This is a genomic window from Burkholderia sp. RF4-BP95, from assembly GCF_001521985.1.
Taxonomy (GTDB): domain Bacteria; phylum Pseudomonadota; class Gammaproteobacteria; order Burkholderiales; family Burkholderiaceae; genus Burkholderia; species Burkholderia diffusa.
Genome location: NZ_LOSX01000080.1, coordinates 25,993 through 46,570, shown reverse-complemented (window position 1 = coordinate 46,570; position 20,578 = coordinate 25,993). Strand labels below are relative to the sequence as shown.

21 protein-coding genes are annotated in these 20,578 nt (G+C 67.2%); 8 read left to right on the top strand and 13 right to left on the bottom strand.

Annotation, left to right across the window (positions count from 1 at the left end):
* Positions 1–43: 43 nt before the first annotated feature.
* Both WS46_RS27030 and WS46_RS27025 read right to left on the bottom strand, forming a co-directional pair.
* On the bottom strand, positions 44–616 hold the full coding sequence (locus WS46_RS27030; protein WP_059692336.1) for a DUF1415 domain-containing protein: 573 nt from the start codon (positions 614–616) through the stop codon (positions 44–46).
* Positions 617–697: 81 nt separating this feature from the next.
* Complete coding sequence (locus WS46_RS27025) at positions 698–1,321, bottom strand: TetR/AcrR family transcriptional regulator (RefSeq protein WP_059532763.1); 624 nt, start codon at positions 1,319–1,321, stop codon at positions 698–700.
* Positions 1,322–1,538: 217 nt separating this feature from the next.
* Between WS46_RS27025 and WS46_RS27020 the strand changes: the two genes are divergently transcribed.
* The 3 genes from WS46_RS27020 to WS46_RS27010 all read left to right on the top strand — a co-directional run bounded on the left by WS46_RS27020 (position 1,539) and on the right by WS46_RS27010 (position 5,093).
* Positions 1,539–2,822: an MFS transporter gene (locus tag WS46_RS27020; RefSeq protein WP_059692335.1), complete on the top strand. Its 1,284-nt coding sequence runs from the start codon at positions 1,539–1,541 to the stop codon at positions 2,820–2,822.
* 158 nt (positions 2,823–2,980) lie between these two features.
* Positions 2,981–3,586 carry a nitroreductase family protein gene (locus WS46_RS27015; RefSeq protein ID WP_059692334.1) on the top strand — a complete coding sequence of 202 codons (606 nt, stop codon included), beginning with the start codon at positions 2,981–2,983 and terminating at the stop codon, positions 3,584–3,586.
* A gap of 256 nt (positions 3,587–3,842) precedes the next feature.
* Positions 3,843–5,093: an Hsp70 family protein gene (locus tag WS46_RS27010; RefSeq protein WP_059692333.1), complete on the top strand. Its 1,251-nt coding sequence runs from the start codon at positions 3,843–3,845 to the stop codon at positions 5,091–5,093.
* Between the two features lie 102 nt (positions 5,094–5,195).
* On the opposite strand, the gene WS46_RS27005 is transcribed toward WS46_RS27010, so the two are convergent.
* Positions 5,196–5,399 carry a cold-shock protein gene (locus WS46_RS27005; protein ID WP_006477070.1) on the bottom strand — a complete coding sequence of 68 codons (204 nt, stop codon included), beginning with the start codon at positions 5,397–5,399 and terminating at the stop codon, positions 5,196–5,198.
* Between the two features lie 420 nt (positions 5,400–5,819).
* Here WS46_RS27005 and WS46_RS27000 point away from each other — a divergent pair, with 420 nt between their 5' ends.
* Positions 5,820–7,418, top strand: a complete 1,599-nt coding sequence (locus tag WS46_RS27000) for an APC family permease (RefSeq protein ID WP_059532754.1) — start codon at positions 5,820–5,822, stop codon at positions 7,416–7,418.
* Positions 7,419–7,526: 108 nt separating this feature from the next.
* Here WS46_RS27000 and WS46_RS26995 read toward each other — a convergent pair whose 3' ends face one another.
* From WS46_RS26995 to WS46_RS26965, 7 genes are all read right to left on the bottom strand, one after another.
* Entirely contained in the window at positions 7,527–8,318 is a 792-nt protein-coding gene (locus WS46_RS26995; protein ID WP_059692332.1) for a class III extradiol ring-cleavage dioxygenase, read from the bottom strand.
* A 218-nt stretch (positions 8,319–8,536) separates the two neighbouring features.
* Complete coding sequence (locus WS46_RS26990; protein ID WP_059692331.1) at positions 8,537–9,133, bottom strand: UbiX family flavin prenyltransferase; 597 nt, start codon at positions 9,131–9,133, stop codon at positions 8,537–8,539.
* A gap of 13 nt (positions 9,134–9,146) precedes the next feature.
* Positions 9,147–9,458, bottom strand: coding sequence for a Grx4 family monothiol glutaredoxin (gene grxD / locus WS46_RS26985; protein ID WP_011883132.1), 312 nt, complete (start codon positions 9,456–9,458; stop codon positions 9,147–9,149).
* Positions 9,459–9,525: 67 nt separating this feature from the next.
* A complete protein-coding gene (gene prmC / locus WS46_RS26980; protein WP_059692330.1) occupies positions 9,526–10,368 on the bottom strand; it encodes a peptide chain release factor N(5)-glutamine methyltransferase in 843 nt (280 codons plus the stop codon).
* A 7-nt stretch (positions 10,369–10,375) separates the two neighbouring features.
* The gene (gene prfA, locus WS46_RS26975) at positions 10,376–11,458 is read right to left on the bottom strand and encodes a peptide chain release factor 1 (RefSeq protein ID WP_059532743.1); all 1,083 of its coding nucleotides are present in this window, start codon (positions 11,456–11,458) and stop codon (positions 10,376–10,378) included.
* Positions 11,459–11,539: 81 nt separating this feature from the next.
* Positions 11,540–12,838, bottom strand: coding sequence for a glutamyl-tRNA reductase (gene hemA, locus WS46_RS26970; RefSeq protein WP_059465273.1), 1,299 nt, complete (start codon positions 12,836–12,838; stop codon positions 11,540–11,542).
* Positions 12,839–12,864: 26 nt separating this feature from the next.
* Positions 12,865–13,626, bottom strand: coding sequence for a response regulator transcription factor (locus tag WS46_RS26965; protein ID WP_059465274.1), 762 nt, complete (start codon positions 13,624–13,626; stop codon positions 12,865–12,867).
* Positions 13,627–13,796: 170 nt separating this feature from the next.
* Here WS46_RS26965 and WS46_RS26960 point away from each other — a divergent pair, with 170 nt between their 5' ends.
* From WS46_RS26960 to WS46_RS26945, 4 genes are all read left to right on the top strand, one after another.
* Complete coding sequence (locus tag WS46_RS26960; RefSeq protein WP_059692329.1) at positions 13,797–14,051, top strand: hypothetical protein; 255 nt, start codon at positions 13,797–13,799, stop codon at positions 14,049–14,051.
* Positions 14,052–14,069: 18 nt separating this feature from the next.
* Positions 14,070–15,884: an aminopeptidase P family protein gene (locus WS46_RS26955; RefSeq protein ID WP_059532737.1), complete on the top strand. Its 1,815-nt coding sequence runs from the start codon at positions 14,070–14,072 to the stop codon at positions 15,882–15,884.
* Positions 15,885–15,946: 62 nt separating this feature from the next.
* Positions 15,947–16,498 (top strand): cysteine hydrolase family protein, encoded by a 552-nt coding sequence (locus tag WS46_RS26950; protein ID WP_059532735.1) that lies wholly within the window; start codon positions 15,947–15,949, stop codon positions 16,496–16,498.
* Positions 16,495–17,118: an HAD family hydrolase gene (locus tag WS46_RS26945; RefSeq protein ID WP_059532732.1), complete on the top strand. Its 624-nt coding sequence runs from the start codon at positions 16,495–16,497 to the stop codon at positions 17,116–17,118. Before WS46_RS26950 ends, WS46_RS26945 begins: the two co-directional genes overlap by 4 nt.
* 137 nt (positions 17,119–17,255) lie before the next feature.
* Here the strand turns inward: WS46_RS26945 and ettA are convergent, their stop codons facing one another.
* The 3 genes from ettA to gcvA form a co-directional block, all read right to left on the bottom strand.
* Positions 17,256–18,923, bottom strand: a complete 1,668-nt coding sequence (gene ettA, locus WS46_RS26940; RefSeq protein WP_059532730.1) for an energy-dependent translational throttle protein EttA — start codon at positions 18,921–18,923, stop codon at positions 17,256–17,258.
* 189 nt (positions 18,924–19,112) lie between these two features.
* Positions 19,113–19,421: a DUF3761 domain-containing protein gene (locus tag WS46_RS26935; RefSeq protein ID WP_059692328.1), complete on the bottom strand. Its 309-nt coding sequence runs from the start codon at positions 19,419–19,421 to the stop codon at positions 19,113–19,115.
* An 89-nt stretch (positions 19,422–19,510) separates the two neighbouring features.
* Positions 19,511–20,428 carry a transcriptional regulator GcvA gene (gene gcvA / locus WS46_RS26930; RefSeq protein WP_059692327.1) on the bottom strand — a complete coding sequence of 306 codons (918 nt, stop codon included), beginning with the start codon at positions 20,426–20,428 and terminating at the stop codon, positions 19,511–19,513.
* Positions 20,429–20,578 lie beyond the last annotated feature (150 nt).

The window sequence follows — 20,578 nt, the reverse complement described above, 5'->3', positions numbered from 1 at the left end:
CGCGGCCCGTTTGCCGCGCGGCAGCCGGCCGACGCGCGACGCGTCAGACGTCGTCGCCCGGCCGGCGCATCCATTCGCGCCAGCCGTCGTGGCCGAGGCGGCGCAGCGTTTCCTGATTTTTCTCGTAGATCGCGGACGCGTCCGGGAACGCGTCGACCGCGCGCGCGATGCTGTCCTCGCGCAGCAGGTGCAGGATCGGATACGGCGCGCGGTTCGTGTAGTTCTCGATGTCGTCGGCTTCGCTGCCTTCGAACCGGTACTCGGGATGGAAGCTCGCGATCTGCAGCACGCCGTCGAGCCGCAGTTGCCGCACGAGCCGGTCGGCGAAGAACAGCGCATCGTTGTAGTCGACGAAATCCGCGAATGCGCGCGGATAGATCACGAGCGTCGTGTCGACCTGCTGCGGATCCGCCGCTTCGAGCGCGCGCAACTCGGTTTCGAGGTCGGCGAGCGCGTCCTCGAGCGTCGTCGCTTCGCTGATCGCATAGCGCACCTGCTCCTTCACGTAGACGCTCTTCGCGAACGGGCACAGATTGAGCCCGATCACCGCGCGCGCGAGCCAGTGCCGCGTGGCGGCGAGGATGTCGTCGTGCGAATCGGGGCGGGTATCGGTCATGGCGAGGGCAGTCGGGTCAGGCGGCAGCGAGGGCCGCATTGTAGCGGAGCGGGCACGCGAGGTTTGCGCATGCGCCGCCCGTCACGCGCAGGCGGCTTCGATCAATTGAGTGACCAGCGCGGGCGCGGTGCCGATCGGCGTTTCGCCGTGCCGGTAGGTCTGGCTGGCCGCGTAGATGCCCTCGACCACGAGCGCGAGCGCGTCGGCGAGCGCTTGCGGCTGCCGGGCGCCTGCGCCTTCGCATAGCTCGACGAGCCGCTTCATCAACTGCTCCTTGTTCTGCGCGACGCGCTCGCGCGCCGGATGCGACGCATCGGGAAATTCGGCCGCGACGTTGACGAACGGGCAGCCGCGATAGTCCTTCTGCGTCGCGCGCTCCGCGAGATCGACGAAATACTGGATCAACTGCGCCTTCGGCTGGCCCGGATGCTTCGCGACGCTCGAATCGAAGCGCTCGAAGAAGCACGCATCCATCCGTTCGAGATACGCGAGGATCAGCTCGTCCTTCGACGAGAACTGGCGGTACAGGCTCATCTTGTTGACGCCCGCGCGTTCCACGACCGCCTCGACGCCGACCGCGCGCACCCCTTCCTTGTAAAACAGCTCCTCGGCGGCGCGCAGCAGGTGTTCGTGCGCGGCGGCCGCGGCGATCGGCTGGCGCGTGCGGCGTGCCGGCGGCTTGTTGGCGGCTTCGATGCCCGACATGATGACCCTCGACTGCGTGGTGAATTGCTTGACATGTTACCGACTGGTAACTACGATCGCAACACACTTGTGACCGAGCGGTAACAATGCCGACCGGATCGACAGACGAATGCCAGGTATCGGCCCGGGTCAGCCGATGCAGCGTGCGGCGGAGGTGGCCTGGTGGTGAGGCGGGGCAGGCGCGCGGGCGCCGGGCCGCCAACTGGAGAGCGATGACATGAACTGGGCAGTGACACGAATCGGCGGGCGTTTCCACTACGGATGGCTCGCGGCGGCGGTGGTTTTCCTGATCCTCCTGGCCGCGGCCGGCACGCGCGCGACACCGAGCGTGCTGATGGTGCCGCTCGAGCGCGAACTCGGCTGGAGCCGCGCGGCGATTTCGCTGGCGATTTCGGTGAACATCGCGCTGTACGGCCTGACGGGCCCGTTCGCGGCCGCGGCGATGCAGCGCTTCGGGCTGCGGCCGACGATCCTGACCGCGCTGGTGACCATGAGCGCGGGCGTCGCGCTGTCGTCGATGATGACGCAGAGCTGGCAGATGGTCGTGATCTGGGGGCTGATGGTCGGCTGCTCGACGGGTGTCGTCGCGCTGACGCTGTCGGCGACCTTCGTCACGCGCTGGTTCCATGCGCGGCGCGGCCTGGTGATGGGCATCCTGACGGCGAGCACGGCCACCGGCCAGCTCGTGTTCCTGCCGATGCTCGCGGCGATCGCGCAGCGACACGGCTGGCGGCCGGTCGTGCTGGTCGTCGCGGTGGCGGCCGCGATCGTGATTCCGCTGGTCGCGTTCCTGCTGCCCGAGCGGCCGGCCGACGTGAAGCTGCGCCCGTACGGCGAGCCGGCCGATGCGCCGGCCGCGCCCGACGCGACGAAGGAGAACCCGCTCGCGGTCGCGTTCCGCACGCTGCTGACGGCGAGCCGCTCGCGCGACTTCTGGCTCCTGTTCTTCAGCTTCTTCATTTGCGGTGCGAGCACCAACGGCTATGTCGGCACGCACCTGATCGCGATGTGCAGCGATTACGGGATGACCGAAGTGCAGGGCGCATCGCTGCTCGCCGCGATGGGCGTGTTCGACCTGTTCGGCACGACGCTGTCGGGCTGGCTGTCCGACCGCTACGACAACCGCGTGCTGCTGTTCTGGTACTACGGGCTGCGCGGATTGTCGCTGATCTACCTGCCGCATGCGTTCGGCATCGATTTCTTCGGGCTGCCGCTGTTCGCGATGTTCTACGGGCTCGACTGGATCGCGACCGTGCCGCCGACGGTACGGCTCGCCACCGACGTGTTCGGCAAGGCCGCGGCGCCGGTCGTGTTCGGCTGGATCGTCGCGGGCCATCAGCTCGGCGCGGCATTCGCGGCGCTCGGCGCGGGGCTGCTGCGTGCCAGCCTCGGCACCTATACGATCGCGTCGATGATCTCGGGCGGGCTCTGCATCCTCGGCGCGCTGATCGTGCTGCGGATCAACCGCGGCCCGTCCCGCGCGGCCGCGCAGGCCGCCTGAGCGCGGCGCTCCGGCCGGCCCGTGCGCGGGCGCGGCCGGTCAATGCGGAATCGGTGATTTGCATTGCGCGGGATGACCGGGCGCGTGACGCCTCAAGCGGTTATGCTTGCGGTTCGCCAGGCGTTCGCGCCCCTTCATCGATGTCAGCGAGGAACCGCATGTCCGTCAAACCTGCACCCACCACTGTTTCGATTCACGACCTGATCGCGGGCCGCTGGAGCCCGCGCGCGTATTCGGACGAGCCGATCAGCGGCGCCGATCTGCATGCGGTGCTCGAAGCCGCGCGCTGGGCGCCGTCCGCGTACAACGCGCAACCGTGGCGCTTCATCGTGTTCGACCGCACGCAGGACGAAGCGGCGTTCAAGCGCGCATTCGCGACGCTGGTGCCGTTCAACCAGGGCTGGAACGCGCCGGCGCCGGTGCTGATCGCCGTGACCGCGCACACGCTCACGCCGAAGGGCGAGCCGGCGCCGACCGCGCTGTACGACGCGGGCGCCGCCGCGATGTCGCTGGTGCTGCAGGCGCATGCGCTGGGTCTCGCCGCACACCAGATGAGCGGCTTCGACGCGAAGGCGTTCCGCGACGCATTCGAGATTCCGGCCGACGTCGCGATTCCGGCGATCATCTCGCTCGGCCACTACGGCAACGTCGACAAGCTCGATCCGGTGCTGCGCGATCGCGAAAAGGCGCCGCGCACGCGTCATGCGATCGGCGAAGTCGTCTATGCGGGCGCATGGAAGAAGGGTTTCGACGCCGCAGCCTGATCCGCAAGCCGGCAGGCGCTCGTCGAGCCCCCGGTCCGCGTCAGTTGCCGGCGCGCCGCAAGCGGGCGGCGCAGAGGCGTGGCGTACGATCGATCCCCTGTCCGCACCCGTCGCCGGCGCGCCGCGGGTGCGCCCGATCGCGGCCCCGGGCCGGTTGCACCGGCATCGGTGGGCGATCCGGTTGTGATCCGGCGGGCTTCATGTTAAAAAGCCCGTCCTTTCCGTTTTCGCGCCGGCCATGCTGCGGCACCTTCCCATGACTTACTGCGCGATCGATTTCGGCACGTCCAATTCCGCCGTGGCGCTGCCCGACGGCGACGGCATGCGCCTCGCGCCCGTCGAGGGCGACCACCTGACGCTGCCCACCGCGATCTTCTTCAACAACGACGAGCAGACGGTCGAATACGGCCGTGCGGCGCTCGCATCCTATATCGACGGTTTCGACGGCCGCCTGATGCGCTCGATGAAGAGCATCCTCGGCTCGCCGCTCGCGGAAACCACGACCGATCTCGGCGACGGCAGCGCGATGGCGTACACGGAGATCATCGCGCGCTTCCTGACGCACCTGAAGCGCAAGGCCGAAGCGCGCGCCGGCGCGCCGATCGGGCGCGCGGTGCTCGGCCGGCCGGTGTTCTTCGTCGACGACGATCCGCGCGCCGACCGCCTCGCGCAGGACCAGCTCGAAGCCGCCGCGCGGTCGGTCGGTTTCACGGACGTGCATTTCCAGTACGAACCGATCGCGGCCGCTTTCGACTACGAGTCGCGCCAGCAGGCCGAGCGGCTCGTGCTGGTCGCCGACATCGGCGGCGGCACGTCGGACTTCTCGCTGGTGCGCGTCGGGCCGGAGCGCATGGCGCGCCTCGAGCGCAAGGATGACGTGCTCGCGCACCACGGCGTGCACGTCGCGGGTACCGATTACGACCGTCGCGTCGAGCTGGCGGCGATCCTGCCGGCGTTCGGCTACCGCTCGCTCGATCCCGAGGGGCGCGAGCTGCCGAACCGGATCTATTTCGACCTGGCGACCTGGCATCTGATCAACACGGTCTATACGCCGAAGCGGCTGGGCGAGCTGAAGCTGATGAAGCATCTGTACCAGGACGTACGACAGTACGACCGGCTCACGCGCGTGGTCGAGCAACGGCTCGGGCATGCGCTGATGGCGCGCGCGGAAGAAGCGAAGATCGGCGTGGCGGCGGGCGGGGAGACGATGATCGACCTGAACGACGTGGAAGAGGATCTGCAGATCGCGTTCGACGCCGAACGTCTCGTCGATGCGAGCGTCGACGACACTGCGCGCATCGTGGATGCCGCGCGCGAAACGGTGCGGCTTGCGGGCGTTGCGCCGCGCGACGTCGGCGCGCTGTATTTCACCGGCGGCTCGACCGGGCTCGCGTTCCTGTCGGGTGCACTTGCCGGCGCGTTCCCGGACGCGCAGCCGGTGTTCGGCGATCGCCTCGCGAGCGTGGCGACCGGGCTCGGTATTCACGCGCAGCGGCTGTTCGGCTGACCGAACGCCATTCGGACCGGCGGCGGCCGCAAGGCTGCCCGCGCCGGAAAACAAAAAGCCCCGCCGAAGCGGGGCTTTTTTACACGAAATATCGCGCCGAACTTAGACCGGACGGATGTTCGCAGCTTGCAGACCCTTCGGGCCCGTCTTCACTTCGAATTCAACCTTCTGGTTTTCTTGCAGCGTCTTGAAGCCTTCGACGCGGATTTCCGAGAAGTGCGCGAACAGATCGTCGCCGCCGCCTTCCGGGGTGATGAAGCCGAAGCCCTTTGCGTCATTGAACCACTTGACGGTACCGGTTGCCATGTTACTTGTTCCTAAAAAGATAAAACGGGGCCGAGGCCCATGGGTGCGGAAAATCAAGGAAGGGGGTAATGGGACCAACCGGAGTACCGTTGATGGGCGAACTACGAAAGAACCAATTCACTCGCCGCTTGAAATCCTGCAACGTTGTTTATACGGCTATTCGGGCGCGCGGTCAACCGTATTTCCATGCACTCAGGGTTATTGCGGAGTTAAGGTTTACAAACCTTGCAAACGACGCGAATTTTTTGTAGGGGCCGAACGATTTTGGCGCCAACTTGGAGGTGCAACCGTTAAACTACGCGCCGCGTGGAAGGGTTGCCCCGATCGGGTGATCCTTCCCCCCAAAATTGCATGCGCGGTGCTATCCGAGCCGATCCCGGACAGCGGGCCGACCATGCTTTTTGAGACATAGGAGAGGATGTGAAGAGTTCTATTCAACGGAACATCGGCCCGTTTGCACTCATGCTGACGGGACTGGGTTCGATTATCGGCTCGGGCTGGCTGTTCGGCGCCTGGAAGGCTGCGAAGATTGCCGGTCCGGCGGCGATTTGCGCATGGGTCATCGGCGCGGTCGTGATTCTCGCGATTGCACTGACGTATGCCGAACTGGGCGCGATGTTCCCCGAGTCGGGCGGCATGGTGCGCTACGCGCGCTACTCGCATGGTTCGCTGGTGGGCTTCATCAGCGCATGGGCGAACTGGATCGCGATCGTATCGGTGATTCCGATCGAGGCGGAAGCATCGATCCAGTACATGAGCACGTGGCAGTATCCGTGGGCGCACGCGTTGTTCGTGAACGGCGAGCTGACGACACCCGGCCTGCTGCTGTCGGCCGTGCTGGTCGTCATCTATTTCATGCTGAACTACTGGGGCGTCAAGGCCTTCGCGCGTGCGAACACCGCGATCACGATCTTCAAGTTCCTGATCCCCGGCCTCACGATCCTCGGCCTGATGATGTCGAGCTTCCATTCGGAAAACCTCGGCACCGCGTCGAATGCAAGCTTCGCGCCGTACGGCTGGTCGGCCGTGCTGACCGCGGTCGCGACGAGCGGCATCGTGTTCGCGTTCAACGGCTTCCAGAGCCCGGTGAACCTGGCCGGTGAAGCGCGCAATCCGTCGCGCAGCGTGCCGTTCGCGGTGATCACGTCGATCCTGATCGCACTCGTGATCTACGTGCTGCTGCAGATGGCGTACATCGGCTCGGTGAACCCGGCCGACGTCGCGAAGGGCTGGGCGCACTTCAACTTCTCGTCGCCGTTCGCGGAACTCGCGATCGCGCTGAACCTGAACTGGCTCGCGATCCTGCTGTATGTCGACGCGTTCATCAGCCCGAGCGGCACCGGTACGACCTACATGGCGACGACCACCCGCATGATCTACGCGATGGAACGCAACAACACGATGCCGAAGATGTTCGGCAACGTGCACCCGATCTACGGCGTGCCGCGCCAGGCGATGTGGTTCAACCTGCTCGTGTCGTTCATCTTCCTGTTCTTCTTCCGCGGCTGGAGCTCGCTCGCGGCGGTGATTTCGGTCGCGACGGTGATCTCGTACCTGACCGGCCCGATCAGCCTGATGGCGCTGCGCCGCGCGGCGACCGACATCGAGCGTCCGCTGTCGATCCCGCTGATGAAGCTGATCGCACCGTTCGCGTTCGTCTGCGCGTCGCTGATCCTGTACTGGGCGAAATGGCCGCTGACGGGCGAAATCATCCTGCTGATGATCGTCGCGCTGCCGGTGTATTTCTACTTCCAGGCGAAGTCGGGCTGGACCGGCTGGGGCGCCGACCTGAAGGCCGCGTGGTGGCTGGTCGCGTACCTGCCGACGATGGCCGTGCTGTCGCTGATCGGCAGCAAGGAGTTCGGCGGTTACGGTGTGCTGCCGTACGGCTGGGACATGCTGATCGTCGCGGCCATCTCGCTGGTGTTCTACTTCTGGGGCGTGAATACGGGCTACCGGACCCAGTATCTCGACGAGCGTGAGTCGCACGACGAGATCCTCGAAGGGGTCGGTGCCTGACGCCTGACCCGCCACCGGAATCGGCGGTGGCGGAAAGCGTTGAAAAAGCCCGTCCGAGCGCTGCTCGGGCGGGCTTTTTGTTTGCTGCCGCCGGCCGTGTCGCCGGATTCAGGCGGCCGCGCTTCCGAACACGTAGTTCGTCATCGCGAGCACGCGTTGATACGTGCCGAGCGACTGGATGCCGAGCTGGTAGTCGTCGTCGGCCGCGCCGAGCGCGGTGAACACCGGCAGCAGGTGTTCGTCGGTCGGATGCATCAGCGCCGCATGCGGCGCCTGCCGGCGATAGTCGAGCAGCGCGTCGACATCGCGCGCGGCGAGCTTCGCCTCGAACCAGTCGGTGAATTCCGCGACGCGCGGGTCCGCATCCTCGGGCGCCGCGCCGAAATCGGCCGCGCGCAGGTTGTGCGTGATCTGGCCCGAGCCGATCACCATCACGCCTTCGTCGCGCAGCGGCCGCAGCGCGCGGCCGAGCGCAAAGTGATGGGCGGCGTCCGCACGCGGCTGGATCGACAACTGCGCGACGGGCACGTTGGCCTCCGGGAACATCAGCAGCATCGGCACCCACGCGCCGTGGTCGAGGCCGTGCTCGGTCGTCGCGGTCGCGATGCCGGCTGCATTCAGCAGCGCGGCCGCCCGTTCGGCGACCTCGGGCGCGCCTGGCGCCGGGTACTGGATTTCGTACAGCGCGCGCGGGAAGCCGTAGAAGTCGTGAATCGTTTCAGGATGCGCGGCCACGCTCGCGACCGGCTGTTGCGTGCCCCAGTGCGCGGACAGCATCAGCACCGCGCGCGGGCGAGGCAATTCGGCGCCGAGGTGCGTGAACGCACCGGAGGGCAGTGTCGGGTCGATCGGCAGCGTCGGGGCGCCGTGGGACAGGTAAAGCGAGGGCAAGCGGTTCATGGTGGGGAGCCTGCAAAAGGGATTTCTGTGACTATAGGCGCACACCAAACATTGATAAACCGGCTAAATGGAATTTGATTGAATCTTGCTTGTTGATAATTGGGCGGTTTCGGGCCTTCGATGGCAGGTCGAGGCTTGAGATTGCCGGATCGAGCGGGAAGGCGGCTGAATCGGCGAAGATGCATGAAGAACGGCGCCGAAGCGCCGTGTCGAGCGGCTTACTCCGCCGGCCGGATGCCAGCCCACGGCGTCGTCATCGGTGCACTGAGTGCGAACAGATCCAGGACGCGGGTGACGGTCTGGTCGACGAGTTCCTCGATCGTCTTCGGCATCGCGTAGAACGCGGGCAGCGGGGGAAACACGATGCCGCCCATTTCGGTCACGGCGGTCATGTTGCGCAAATGCGCGAGGTTGAACGGCGTTTCGCGCACCATCAGCACGAGGCGGCGGCGTTCCTTCAGCGTGACGTCGGCCGCGCGCGTGATCAGGTTGTCCGACAGGCCATGCGCGACGCTCGCGAGCGTCTTCATCGAGCAGGGCGCGATCACCATCCCGTCGGTCGCGAACGAACCGGATGCGATCGTCGCGCCGACATCGCGCACCGAATGCACGACATCCGCCCGGCTTTCGACCTCGGCCTTCGACAGCTTCAGTTCATGCTGGATATTGAGCCAGCCGGCGTTCGAAACCAGCAGATGCGTTTCGACGCCGCCGGCGGCGCGCAGCAGTTCGAGCAGCCGCACGCCATAGACCGCGCCGGTGGCGCCGGTGATCGCGACGATCAGCCGGCGTGGCGGCGCGCTGGGAGATGCCATCGGGAAGGGGACGTTACGCGGCGGCGAACAGTTGCTGCAGTTCGCCGGACTGGTACATCTCCATCATGATGTCCGAGCCGCCGATGAATTCGCCCTTCACGTACAGCTGGGGAATGGTCGGCCAGTTCGAGAATTCCTTGATGCCCTGGCGGATTTCGTCGTCTTCCAGCACGTTGACCGTCTTGAACTGGTCGACGCCGCAGGCCTTCAGCACCTGCACGGCGCGGCCCGAGAAGCCGCACATCGGGAATTGTGCGTTGCCCTTCATGAAGAGCACGACCTGGTTTTCGTCGACGATTTGCTTGATACGTTGTTGGGTGTCCATGACTGACCTTGCGTTTGCGGGGCGTTAGAACGAAATGATAGCGGATTTCAACCGGGCGGGCCGGCCATCAGCCGGGCCGGCGGCCGCCCGTCGTGCGTTCGATCGCGGCCAGATCGGCGAGCGATTCGACCGCGATGAAGCCGCGTGACAGGAGCAATGCGCGCACGGCTTCGGCCTGGTCGTAGCCGTGCTCGATCCACAGCGTGCCGCCGGGTTTCAGATAGGCACCGGCGCCGGCGATGATCGTGCGGATCGCGCTGAGACCGTCGGCATCGTCGGTGAGCGCGCCGCGCGGCTCGAACCGCAGGTCGCCCTGCGCGAGGTGCGGATCGTGCTGCGCGATGTACGGCGGGTTGCTGACGATCGCGTCGAACGCGAGCAGCGGATCGAGCGCGGCGTACCAGTCGCTCTGCTGCCAGTGCAGCGGGCCGCCGGGGCGGCGCGCGTCGAGCAGCTTGTTCGCGTTGCGTTGCGCGACTTCGAGCGCGGCCGGCGAACGGTCGAGCGCCCACACGCGCGCATCGGGCCGTTCGGCGGCGATCGACACGGCGATCGCGCCGCTGCCGGTGCCCAGATCGAGCACCGCCGGATGCGGCCGTCCGTCGATCGCGTCGAGCGCGGCTTCGACGAGCAGTTCGGTTTCCGGGCGCGGGATCAGCACGTCGGGCGTCACGTCGAACGGACGGCCGAAGAATTCGCGCATCCCGACGAGCTGCGCGACCGGCTCGCCGGCCGCGCGGCGCGCTTCGAGCGCGCGGTAGCGCGCGATCGCGGCCGGCTCGAGCGGGGCGTCGCCGCGCGTGATCAACTGCGTGCGGGTCCAGCCGAGCGCGTATGCGAGCAGCACGCGCGCATCGACCGGGTCGAGCGGCGACGCGCGCAGCAGTTCGTCGGCGGTGGTGTCGGGCATCGCGACCTCAGTCAGTGTCGCCGAGCGACGCGAGCAGTTCGGCCTGGTGTTCGGTGACGAGCGCGCCGATCAGTTCGTCGAGATCGCCGTCCATCAGCGCCTCGAGCCGGTACAGCGTCAGGTTGATCCGGTGGTCGGTCATCCGGCCCTGCGGGAAGTTGTACGTGCGGATCCGTTCCGAGCGGTCGCCGGAGCCGATCAGGCTCTTGCGCGTCGCCGCTTCCTTCGCGTGCTGCTCGTGATACTGCTTGTCCTTGATGCGCGCGGCGAGCACTTTCAGCGCGCGATCCTTGTTCTTGTGCTGGGAACGATCGTCCTGGCACTCGACGACGATCCCGGTCGGGATGTGCGTGACGCGCACCGCCGAATCGGTCTTGTTGATGTGCTGGCCGCCCGCGCCCGACGCGCGGAACGTGTCGATCCGCAGGTCGGCCGGATTGATCTCGACCTCGCCGATCTCGTCGGCTTCCGGCATCACCGCGACCGTGCAGGCGGACGTGTGGATGCGCCCCTGCGTCTCGGTCGCCGGCACGCGTTGCACACGATGGCCGCCCGATTCGAACTTCAGGCGCGAGTACGCGCCCTGGCCCGCGATCCGCACGATCACTTCCTTGTAGCCGCCGAGGTCCGACGGGCTCTCCGACATCATCTCGACCTGCCAGCGCTGACGTTCCGCGAAGCGCAGGTACATGCGCAGCAGGTCACCCGCGAACAGCGCCGATTCGTCGCCGCCGGTGCCGGCGCGGATTTCGAGGAAGATGTTGCGGTCGTCGTTCGGGTCCTTGGGCAGCAGCATCTTCTGTAATTCGCCTTCGAGGCGAACCATGCGTTCGCGCGCGCTGCGAATTTCCTCTTCGGCAAAATCGCGCATCGACGCATCGGCGAGCAGTTCCTGCGCGGCCGTCTCGTCGCTGCGCGACTGGCGCCACAGCGCGTACTGCTCGACGACCGGGCCGAGTTCCGCGTGTTCGCGCGTCAGCTTGCGGTACTGGTCGAGGTCGGCCGTGACGTTTTCGCGGCTCAGCAGGTCGTTCAGTTCGGCCAGCCGGATAGACAGCTGGTCGAGCTTGCGTTGCATGCTCGTCTTCATGGTGTGGAGCGGCGCTCCCGGGCAAGGGTATTCGGAAAGGATAGGCCGGCTCGCGGCCGGCGGCAGGGCAACCGGCCGGCGCTAGTGGCCGGACTGGTCGTTCGAGCGCGGCGCGTGCTGGTAGAAGCCGCGCATCAGGTCGATCAGCGAATCGCGGTCGGCGCCGTTCACGCGGTTGAGCGCGCTCGTCGGGCCGTGGATCAGCTTGTTGGTGAGCGCCTGCGACAGCGCTTCGAGGACGGCCGCCGGATCGTCGCCGCGCGCGAGCAGCTTTTGCGCCTTCTCGACTTCCGCGCGGCGCAGCGCGTCGGCCTGCGTATGCATGTGACGAATCACCGGCACGACGCTACGCGTGTCGAGCCACTGCATGAAGTTCTGCACACGCGTCTCGATGATCGTCTCGGCTTGCGCAACCGCGGCCTGGCGCGATGCGTTGCCTTCGCGCACGATCGCGCCGAGATCGTCGACGGTGTAGAGGAACACGTCCTTCAGCTTGCCGACTTCCGGCTCGATGTCGCGCGGTACCGCGAGGTCGACCATGAAGATCGGCCGATGGCGGCGTGCCTTCACCGCGCGTTCGACCGCGCCGAGGCCGATGATCGGCAGCGTCGACGCGGTGCACGACACGATGATGTCGAATTCGTGCATGCGGGCGGGCAGATCCGACAGCGGCATCGCACGGCCGTTGAAGCGTTCGGCGAGCCGCTGGCCGCGTTCGGCCGTGCGGTTCGCGACGACGAGCTCGCGCGGGCTCTGCGCGGCGAAGTGCGTCGCGCACAGCTCGATCATCTCGCCGGCGCCGATGAACAGCACGCGCTGATCCGAAACCTTTTCGAAGATGCGCTGCGCGAGGCGGACGGCGGCGGCGGCCATCGACACCGACTGCGCGCCGATCTCGGTCGTGCCGCGCACTTCCTTCGCGACGGCGAACGTGCGCTGGAACAGCTGGTTCAGGTAGGTGCCGAGCGCGCCGGCTTCCGTCGCGGTGCGCACCGCGTCCTTCATCTGGCCCAGAATCTGCGTTTCACCGAGCACCATCGAGTCGAGGCCCGACGCGACGCGGAATGCGTGCCGGACTGCTTCCGACTGCGGCAGCGCATAGACGTGCGGCGCGAGCTCGTCGACCGGAATCCGGTGGTACTCCGACAGCCAGCGAATCGCCCCCTCGCGTGCGGCCCGATCATCGGTGGCGCAATAGAGTTCGGTGCGGTTGCAGGTGGAGAGGATCGCCGCTTCGGGCGCGTTGGGCGCCTGGGGGCCGAGGAACACGTTCTTGAACGTGACGAGAGCCGGCTTGATTTGCTCGAGCGGAAACGCCACGCGTTCGCGCAGGGCGACAGGCGCAGTGTGGTGGTTGATTCCGATCGTGAGGAGTTGCATATCGAGGGCTATCGTTTAGCCGCATATTATAGCGTTTCGGTGATTTCCTCACTCGCGGCATACCGGGCATCAGCGTGGCGTGGCCTCGAATTTGGGGGCTCGATCGGCACGCGGTCGAGCTGATAGCCGTAGCCGTAGAGCGGCAGAAGCCGGTAGCCATGCTCCGGAAGCAGCTGCAGCTTGCTGCGCAGCCGGGACGCGTGCGTGTCGAGCGTGCGCGACTTCATGTCGCGGCGGCGGGCCCACACGGTTTCGAGGATATGGGCGCGCGACACGGGCCGGGACAGGTTCGCGAACAGCAGTTGCGCGAAGCGGAACTCCTTCGGCGTGAGCGCGACGACCACGTCGCCGAAGCGCACGAGGCCGTGGGTCGCATCGAAGGCGTATTCGCCGTACATTTCGCGCGACCGATTCGGCGGTCGCCGGACGCCGGCGCGCCGGCTCAGCGCATTCACCCGTGCGAGCAGCTCAGGCCCGCTCACCGGGCGCACGAGGCAGTCGTCGGCGCCCGCGTGCAGGCATGACACGACTTCGCTTTCGCGCGGCAGTTGCATCACGGCGATGGCCGGCAGGCCGGGCAGGATCGCTTGCGCACGCGGAATGACTTCCTCGGCCGGCTGATCGCCGGCCCAGTTGCCGGTGATCAGCATGTCGCAGGTATCGGTGGCGAGCCACTCGAAGAACGCGGCGCTGGACGGAAACGCGTGGCACACGTGACCGCCGGCGAAGAGCAGGCGGTTCAGGAGCGCAGCATGACGTGCCTCCGGATCGATCAGGGCGATTCGCATGAGGATTTCTTCAATACGGCTGCCGGTGCGCGCTTGCCATAACGTCGGGTCGGCCCCTACACTCGAATGTTCGCGGCGCCCGGCTGGTCTCGGGTTCATGGATGAATCGATGCTAGTCGCTGGCAACGTTCACGCCTATGGGACGAATCTGAATTTATAGAAGGCGTCGAATGAACTGGTTTGGAATCCTTGTCCTGGGAGCGGCCGTCGGGCTGTTCGGCCGGTGGCTGCATCCGATGCGGCGCACGGGCCGGCCGGCATGGTGGATCGCGGTGCTCGTCGGCATCGCAGGCGCCGGCGCCGCGCGCATGGCCGGCAATCTCTCTGGACTGTTTTACGATGGCGAAACGCTCGAATGGCCGATCTGCACCGGTGTCGCGTTCCTCGCCGTAGCCGTGACGGTCGCGGTGTCTGCCCGTCGCTGAAAGCTCTCAGGTGAAATCATGAATGCCCGTCTCCCCGAAGTCTCGTCGGTGCCGGCTCGCCTCGCGCTGCTGCGCGGCGCGATGGTCCGCGAGGACCTGGCCGCCTATCTCGTGCCGTCCGCCGATCCTCACCTGTCCGAGTACCTGCCCGAACGCTGGCAGGCGCGCCGCTGGCTGTCCGGTTTCACGGGCTCGGTCGGCACGCTGGTCGTGACCGCGGATTTCGCGGGCTTGTGGGTCGACAGCCGTTACTGGGTGCAGGCCGAGGCGGAACTCGCCGGCACGGGCGTCCAGCTGATGAAGATGACGGGCGGGCAGCAAAGCGCGCCGCATGTCGACTGGCTCGCGCAGAACGTGCCGGCCGGTGCGACGGTCGGCGTCGACGGTGCCGTGCTCGGCGTCGCGGCGGCACGCGCGCTGACGGCCGCGCTGAGCGCGCGCGGCATCGCGCTGCGCACCGATCTCGACCTGCTCGACGCGATCTGGCCGGAGCGCCCGGGGCTGCCGGGCGACGCGGTGTTCGAGCACGTGGCGCCGCAGGCCGACACGACGCGCGCAAGCAAGCTCGCCGAAGTGCGGCGCGCGATGCACGCGCAGGGCGCGCAATGGCATTTCGTGTCCACGCTCGACGATCTCGCGTGGCTGTTCAACCTGCGCGGCGCCGACGTCAACTTCAACCCCGTGTTCGTCGCGCACGCGATGATCGGCGCCGACCGCGCGACGCTGTTCGTCGCCGACGGCAAGGTGTCGCCGGCGCTGGCCGCGTCGCTCGCGCGGGACGGCGTCGAGGTCCGCGCGTACGACGCCGCGCGCGCGGCGCTCGCGGCGCTGCCCGACGGCGCGACGCTGCTGATCGACCCGCGCCGCGTGACGTTCGGCACGCTCGAGGCCGTGCCGGCCGGCGTGAAGCTGGTCGAGGCCGTGAACCCGTCGACGTTCGCGAAGTCGCGCAAGACGTCCGCCGAGATCGAGCACGTGCGCGTGACGATGGAGCACGACGGCGCCGCGCTCGCCGAATTCTTCGCGTGGTTCGAGCAGGCGGTGAACCGCGAGAAGATCACCGAGCTGACGATCGACGAGCAGCTCACGGCCGCGCGCGCGCGGCGCCCCGGCTACGTGTCGCCGAGCTTCGCGACGATCGCCGGCTTCAACGCGAACGGCGCGATGCCGCACTATCGCGCGACGCCCGAGTCGCACGCGACGATCGCCGGCGACGGCCTGCTGCTCGTCGATTCGGGCGGCCAGTACACGACCGGCACGACCGACATCACGCGCGTCGTGCCGGTCGGCACGGTCAGCGACCTGCAGCGCCGCGATTTCACGATCGTGCTGAAGTCGATGATGGCGCTGTCGCGTGCACGTTTCCCGCGCGGCATTCGCTCGCCGATGCTCGACGCGATCGCGCGCGCGCCGATGTGGGCGGCCGGGCTCGACTACGGCCACGGCACCGGCCACGGCGTCGGCTACTTCCTGAACGTGCACGAGGGCCCGCAGGTCATCTCGCACTACGCGCCGGCCGAGCCGTACACCGCGATGGAAGAGGGGATGATCACGTCGATCGAGCCGGGCGTGTACCGGCCCGGCAAATGGGGCATCCGGATCGAGAACCTGGTCGTGAACCGCGCGGGCGGGCAGACCGAGTTCGGCGACTTCCTCGCGTTCGAGACGCTGACGCTGTGTCCGATCGACACGCGCTGCGTGCTGGTCGAGATGCTGCATGAAGAAGAGCGCGCGTGGCTGAACACGTATCACGCGACCGTGCGCGAGCGCGTCGGCCGGCACGTGAGCGGCGACGCGAAGGCGTGGCTCGACGCGCGCACGCAGCCGATCTGACGCGACGCGCAACGAGCGACAACGGCCGCGCGACGGCCGGACCATGATCGAGAGGGCAACCGATGGCAGACACCGCAGTGATCGTGATCGACATGCAGCGCGGACTGGTGCAGCGGGCGCGGCCCGCGTACCGGCTCGACGACGTCGTGTCGGGCATCAACCGGCTGACGGCGGCGGCGCGCGCGGCGAACGCGCCCGTGTGCTTCGTGCAGCACGACGGCGACGCGGACGACGATATCGTGCCCGGCACGCCAGGCTGGGCGCTGCATGAGGAACTGATCGTCGGTCGTGCCGACTGGCGCATCCGCAAGCAGATGAGCGATTCGTTCCACGACACGCCGCTCGCCGCGCAGCTCGACGGCCACGGCATCCGCTCGGTGCTGATCTGCGGTTATGCGACCGAGTTCTGCGTCGATTCGGCCGCGCGCCGCGCGGCACTGCTCGGCTACCGGACGACCGTCGTGTCCGACCTGCACACGACGAACGAGCGCACGCACCTGTCGGCCGCGCAGATCGTCGCGCATCACCACTTCGTGTGGGAAAACAATACGCTGTCGGGCAATTCGGTGACGCCGCGTCCGCTTGCCGACGTGCTCGCCACGGAGTTCGCATGACGATCAAGGCGGTGGTGTTCGATTTCGGCGGCGTGCTGATCGACTGGAGCCCCGAGTATCTGTACCGGCAACTGATTCCGGACGAAGCCGAGCGCCGCTGGTTCCTCACGCACGTGTGCGCGATGGATTGGGTGATCCGCCAGGACGGCGGGCAGACGATCGACGAAGGAACGAGCGAGCTCGTCGCGAAGTTTCCGGCGCACGAGGCGCTGATCCGCGCGTTTTACGCGCGCTGGCACGAGATGATCGGCGGTGTGCTCGACGAAGGCGCCGCGCTGGTCGACCGGCTCGATGCGCAGGGCATGCCGCTCTTCGGGCTGACCAACTGGTCCGCGCAGACGTTTCCGTATGCGTGGGACAACTTCCCGGTGCTGCGGCGCTTCAAGGACATCGTCGTGTCCGGCCGCGTGAAGCTCGTGAAACCCGATCCGGCGATCTACCGCGAAATGCATGCGCGGATCGATCCGTTCCTGCCGGGCATCGCGCCGCACGAACTCGTGTTCATCGACGACAACGCGAAGAACGCGGCGGCCGCGACGGCGCTCGGCTGGCACGGCATTCATCACACGAGCGCGGCCGCGACCGAGGCGCGTTTGCGCGAGCTGGGCGCGCTCGCGTAGTCTCCCGGCAGACGACGTCAGACGGATGCAAAAAAAGCGGGCCTTGAGCCCGCTTTCTTGTTTTGCCGAGCCGGCAGCGGCCGCTTTCCGCATCCGGCTCCGCGTTGCCGCGCTGCCGGGTGCACGGGCCGCGCCGTTCAGCGGCTGATCGGCTTGTAGCGCAGACGCTTCGGCTTCGCGGCTTCCTCGCCGAGGCGCGCACGCTTGTCGGCTTCGTATTCCTGGTAGTTGCCGTCGAAGAACGTGACCTGCGAATCGCCTTCGAACGCGAGGATGTGCGTCGCGATCCGGTCGAGGAACCAGCGATCGTGCGAGATCACCATCACCGAGCCCGCGAATTCGAGCAGCGCGTCTTCCAGCGCGCGCAGCGTTTCGACGTCGAGGTCGTTCGACGGTTCGTCGAGCAGCAGCACGTTGCCGCCGGAGATCAGCGTCTTCGCGAGGTGCAGGCGGCCGCGTTCGCCGCCGGACAGGTTGCCGACGATCTTCTGCTGGTCGCCGCCCTTGAAGTTGAAGCGGCCGATGTATGCCCGCGACGGCGTTTCGTACTTGCCGACCGTCAGCACGTCGGCGCCGCCCGAGATTTCCTCGAACACCGTCTTCGAGCCGTCGAGCGCGTCGCGGCTCTGGTCGACGTACGCGAGCTTCACGGTCGGACCCATCACGACTTCGCCCGAATCCGGTTGTTCCTTGCCGGTCAGCATCTTGAACAGCGTCGACTTGCCGGCGCCGTTCGGGCCGATGATGCCGACGATCGCGCCGGCCGGAATCTTGAAGTTCAGGTTGTCGATCAGCAGGCGGTCGCCGAACGACTTGCTGACGTTCTTGAACTCGATCACTTCATTGCCGAGGCGGTCGCCGACCGGAATGAAGATTTCCTGCGTTTCGTTGCGCTTCTGGTATTCCTGGCTGTTCAGCTCCTCGAAGCGCGCGATACGCGCCTTCGACTTCGCCTGGCGGCCCTTCGGGTTCTGGCGCACCCACTCCAGCTCCTTCTTGATCGCCTTCTGGCGCGCCGATTCAGACGCTTCTTCCTGCTTCAGGCGCTCTTCCTTCTGGTCGAGCCAGCTGCTGTAGTTGCCCTTCCACGGAATGCCGTGGCCGCGATCGAGTTCGAGAATCCACTCGGCGGCGTTGTCGAGGAAGTAGCGATCGTGGGTGACGGCGACGACCGTGCCCGGGAAACGCACCAGGAACTGCTCGAGCCAGTCGACCGATTCGGCGTCGAGGTGGTTGGTCGGTTCGTCGAGCAGCAGCATGTCGGGCTTCTCGAGCAGCAGCTTGCACAGCGCGACGCGGCGCTTTTCGCCGCCCGACAGGTGCTCGATCTTCGCGTCCCAGGCCGGCAGGCGCAGCGCGTCGGCGGCCACTTCGAGCTGCTGCTCGGGGCTGCCGCCGTCGCTCGACGCGAGGATCGCTTCGTACTTCGCCTGCTCGGCCGCGAGTGCGTCGAAGTCGGCGTCCGGTTCCGCGTATGCGGCGTAGATTTCCTCGAGCTTCTTGTTCGCCTGGAACAGGTCGCCGAGGCCTTCCTCGACGGCTTCGCGCACGGTTTTCGTCGGGTCGAGCTGCGGTTCTTGCGGCAGGTAGCCGATGTTCAGGTTCGGCATCGGCGTTGCTTCGCCTTCGATTTCGTTGTCGACGCCCGCCATGATGCGGATCAGCGTCGACTTGCCCGAGCCGTTCAGGCCGAGCACGCCGATCTTCGCGCCGGGAAAGAACGACAGCGAGATGTCCTTCAGGATCTGGCGCTTGGGCGGCACGATCTTGCCGACCCGGTTCATCGTGAAAACGTATTGGGCCATTTGGGTGTGAAAGTCAGAAAGGGTTGAGACTGCCGCGCAGCGCGCGGGCGTGCGTGGCGTCGGGTGATTCGGTACGGAGCGTGCCGCGCGGGGCGCGGCGGTGTCGCCGCAGGTTGGCGGCGCGAACGCGTATTGTACTTCGCCGCCGGCTGCCGCTGGCACCGCGCAGGCCATCCGGCCGACCCGCGTTCACAGCCACGCGGCGACGCCGCCGTGCCCCGAGCAGGTGCCGCGCCGATGGCGGCTGAAGCTGTACGTGCCGTCGCGGCAGCGCGCGCTCGCGCCCTCGGGCACGCGGCCCGATTTCGAGTGGGCCGGCGCATGGACGGTGTCGCCGTCGCGATTGCGGTACGTGTCGTGCCGGTCGAGGTCGGCCTCGTTGGCGTAGCCGGGCGACGCGCGATACGCATGCGCCGCGGGCGGCAGGGCGGCGCACGCGACGAACAGCGCGGCCGACAGGGTCGCGATGCGCATCATGCGGCGAAGCAGGGCAGGCATGGTCGCTCTCCGGATGTCGTTGTCGGTTGCGGGCCGCATGTTAGCCGATCGGCCGAAGATCGTCGTCGCCGCCCTGCGGGGCAGCGACGCTACGCCGCGCCGGTCATCGACGCCGCTCCGTCGGCCAGCGCGGCCTCGAGAATCCATCGGCGGAACGCGGCGACTTTCGCGCGCTCCGCATGATGCGGCGGATAGACGAGGTAGTACGCGAAATCGTCGAGCCACGCGACGTCGGCAAGCTGCACGAGCCGGCCGTTCGCGAGCTCGTTGCGCACCATCGCCGCCGGCAGCAGGCCGGCGCCCTGGCCGGCGAGAATCGCCTGCAGCAACAGGCCGGAATCGTCGAACGCGGGGCCGCGCGGCGGGCCGAAATCGGCGATTCGCTGCGCGTCGAACCAGATGTGCCAGCCCTTGCGCTCGGCGTCGTGCAGATGCGGCCATCCGGCCAGGTCGGCGGGTGTGGCCGGCATGCCCAGCCGCGCGACGAGTGCCGGCGCCGCGAGCGCGACGATCTCCACGGTCAGCAGCCGTTCGCTGCAGAGGCCGATGTAGCGGCCGAGACCGTGACGGATCGCGACGTCGACGCCGTCGCGCGAGAAATCGGCGAGCGCGTGGCTCGTGACGATCTGCAGGTCGACGCCCGGGCACGCGTCGCGGAACTGCGCGAGGCGCGGCACGAGCCACGCGGACGCAAAAAAGGGTGTGACGCTCACCGTCAGCACGCTGCTGTCGGCGGCACCCGACACGCGCTGCGACGCGTCGGCGATCTGCCGGAACGCGTTGCGCACGGGCGGCAAGTAGTCGCGGCCCGCGGCGGTCAGCAGGATGCCGCGATTCACGCGCTCGAACAGCTGTACGCCGAGGTGCGCCTCGAGCGTGCGGATCATCTGGCTCACCGCACCTGGCGTGACCGACAACTCCTCGGCCGCCGATTTCACCGACAGGTGGCGGGCGGCCGCCTCGAACGCACGCAACGCGTTGAGCGGTGGCAGGCGGGAACGGATCATTGAGTTTTTCTAAATCGAAAGACCGACGAAATATCGTTTGAGGCGACGAGCATGCACGAGTACCGTTGTTGCATTGGATCGTATCGTCGTGAGCGGGTTTTGCGCTGTCGATGCGATCAACATAGTTCAACTATATCCATGAGGCAATCC

What these genes read in the sequence shown, in the direction of transcription:
- WS46_RS26935 (WP_059692328.1), bottom strand. Translation starts at nt 19,421, where the DNA reads ATGCCTGCCCTGCTTCGCCGCATGATGCGCATCGCGACCCTGTCGGCC.
- grxD (WP_011883132.1), bottom strand. Translation starts at nt 9,458, where the DNA reads ATGGACACCCAACAACGTATCAAGCAAATCGTCGACGAAAACCAGGTC.
- WS46_RS27010 (WP_059692333.1), top strand. Translation starts at nt 3,843, where the DNA reads ATGACTTACTGCGCGATCGATTTCGGCACGTCCAATTCCGCCGTGGCG.
- WS46_RS26955 (WP_059532737.1), top strand. Translation starts at nt 14,070, where the DNA reads ATGAATGCCCGTCTCCCCGAAGTCTCGTCGGTGCCGGCTCGCCTCGCG.
- ettA (WP_059532730.1), bottom strand. Translation starts at nt 18,923, where the DNA reads ATGGCCCAATACGTTTTCACGATGAACCGGGTCGGCAAGATCGTGCCG.
- WS46_RS26950 (WP_059532735.1), top strand. Translation starts at nt 15,947, where the DNA reads ATGGCAGACACCGCAGTGATCGTGATCGACATGCAGCGCGGACTGGTG.
- prmC (WP_059692330.1), bottom strand. Translation starts at nt 10,368, where the DNA reads ATGCCCGACACCACCGCCGACGAACTGCTGCGCGCGTCGCCGCTCGAC.
- WS46_RS27020 (WP_059692335.1), top strand. Translation starts at nt 1,539, where the DNA reads ATGAACTGGGCAGTGACACGAATCGGCGGGCGTTTCCACTACGGATGG.
- WS46_RS26960 (WP_059692329.1), top strand. Translation starts at nt 13,797, where the DNA reads ATGAACTGGTTTGGAATCCTTGTCCTGGGAGCGGCCGTCGGGCTGTTC.
- WS46_RS27030 (WP_059692336.1), bottom strand. Translation starts at nt 616, where the DNA reads ATGACCGATACCCGCCCCGATTCGCACGACGACATCCTCGCCGCCACG.
- gcvA (WP_059692327.1), bottom strand. Translation starts at nt 20,428, where the DNA reads ATGATCCGTTCCCGCCTGCCACCGCTCAACGCGTTGCGTGCGTTCGAG.
- WS46_RS27005 (WP_006477070.1), bottom strand. Translation starts at nt 5,399, where the DNA reads ATGGCAACCGGTACCGTCAAGTGGTTCAATGACGCAAAGGGCTTCGGC.
- WS46_RS26990 (WP_059692331.1), bottom strand. Translation starts at nt 9,133, where the DNA reads ATGGCATCTCCCAGCGCGCCGCCACGCCGGCTGATCGTCGCGATCACC.
- WS46_RS26965 (WP_059465274.1), bottom strand. Translation starts at nt 13,626, where the DNA reads ATGCGAATCGCCCTGATCGATCCGGAGGCACGTCATGCTGCGCTCCTG.
- WS46_RS26945 (WP_059532732.1), top strand. Translation starts at nt 16,495, where the DNA reads ATGACGATCAAGGCGGTGGTGTTCGATTTCGGCGGCGTGCTGATCGAC.
- WS46_RS26995 (WP_059692332.1), bottom strand. Translation starts at nt 8,318, where the DNA reads ATGAACCGCTTGCCCTCGCTTTACCTGTCCCACGGCGCCCCGACGCTG.
- prfA (WP_059532743.1), bottom strand. Translation starts at nt 11,458, where the DNA reads ATGAAGACGAGCATGCAACGCAAGCTCGACCAGCTGTCTATCCGGCTG.
- WS46_RS27025 (WP_059532763.1), bottom strand. Translation starts at nt 1,321, where the DNA reads ATGTCGGGCATCGAAGCCGCCAACAAGCCGCCGGCACGCCGCACGCGC.
- WS46_RS27015 (WP_059692334.1), top strand. Translation starts at nt 2,981, where the DNA reads ATGTCCGTCAAACCTGCACCCACCACTGTTTCGATTCACGACCTGATC.
- hemA (WP_059465273.1), bottom strand. Translation starts at nt 12,838, where the DNA reads ATGCAACTCCTCACGATCGGAATCAACCACCACACTGCGCCTGTCGCC.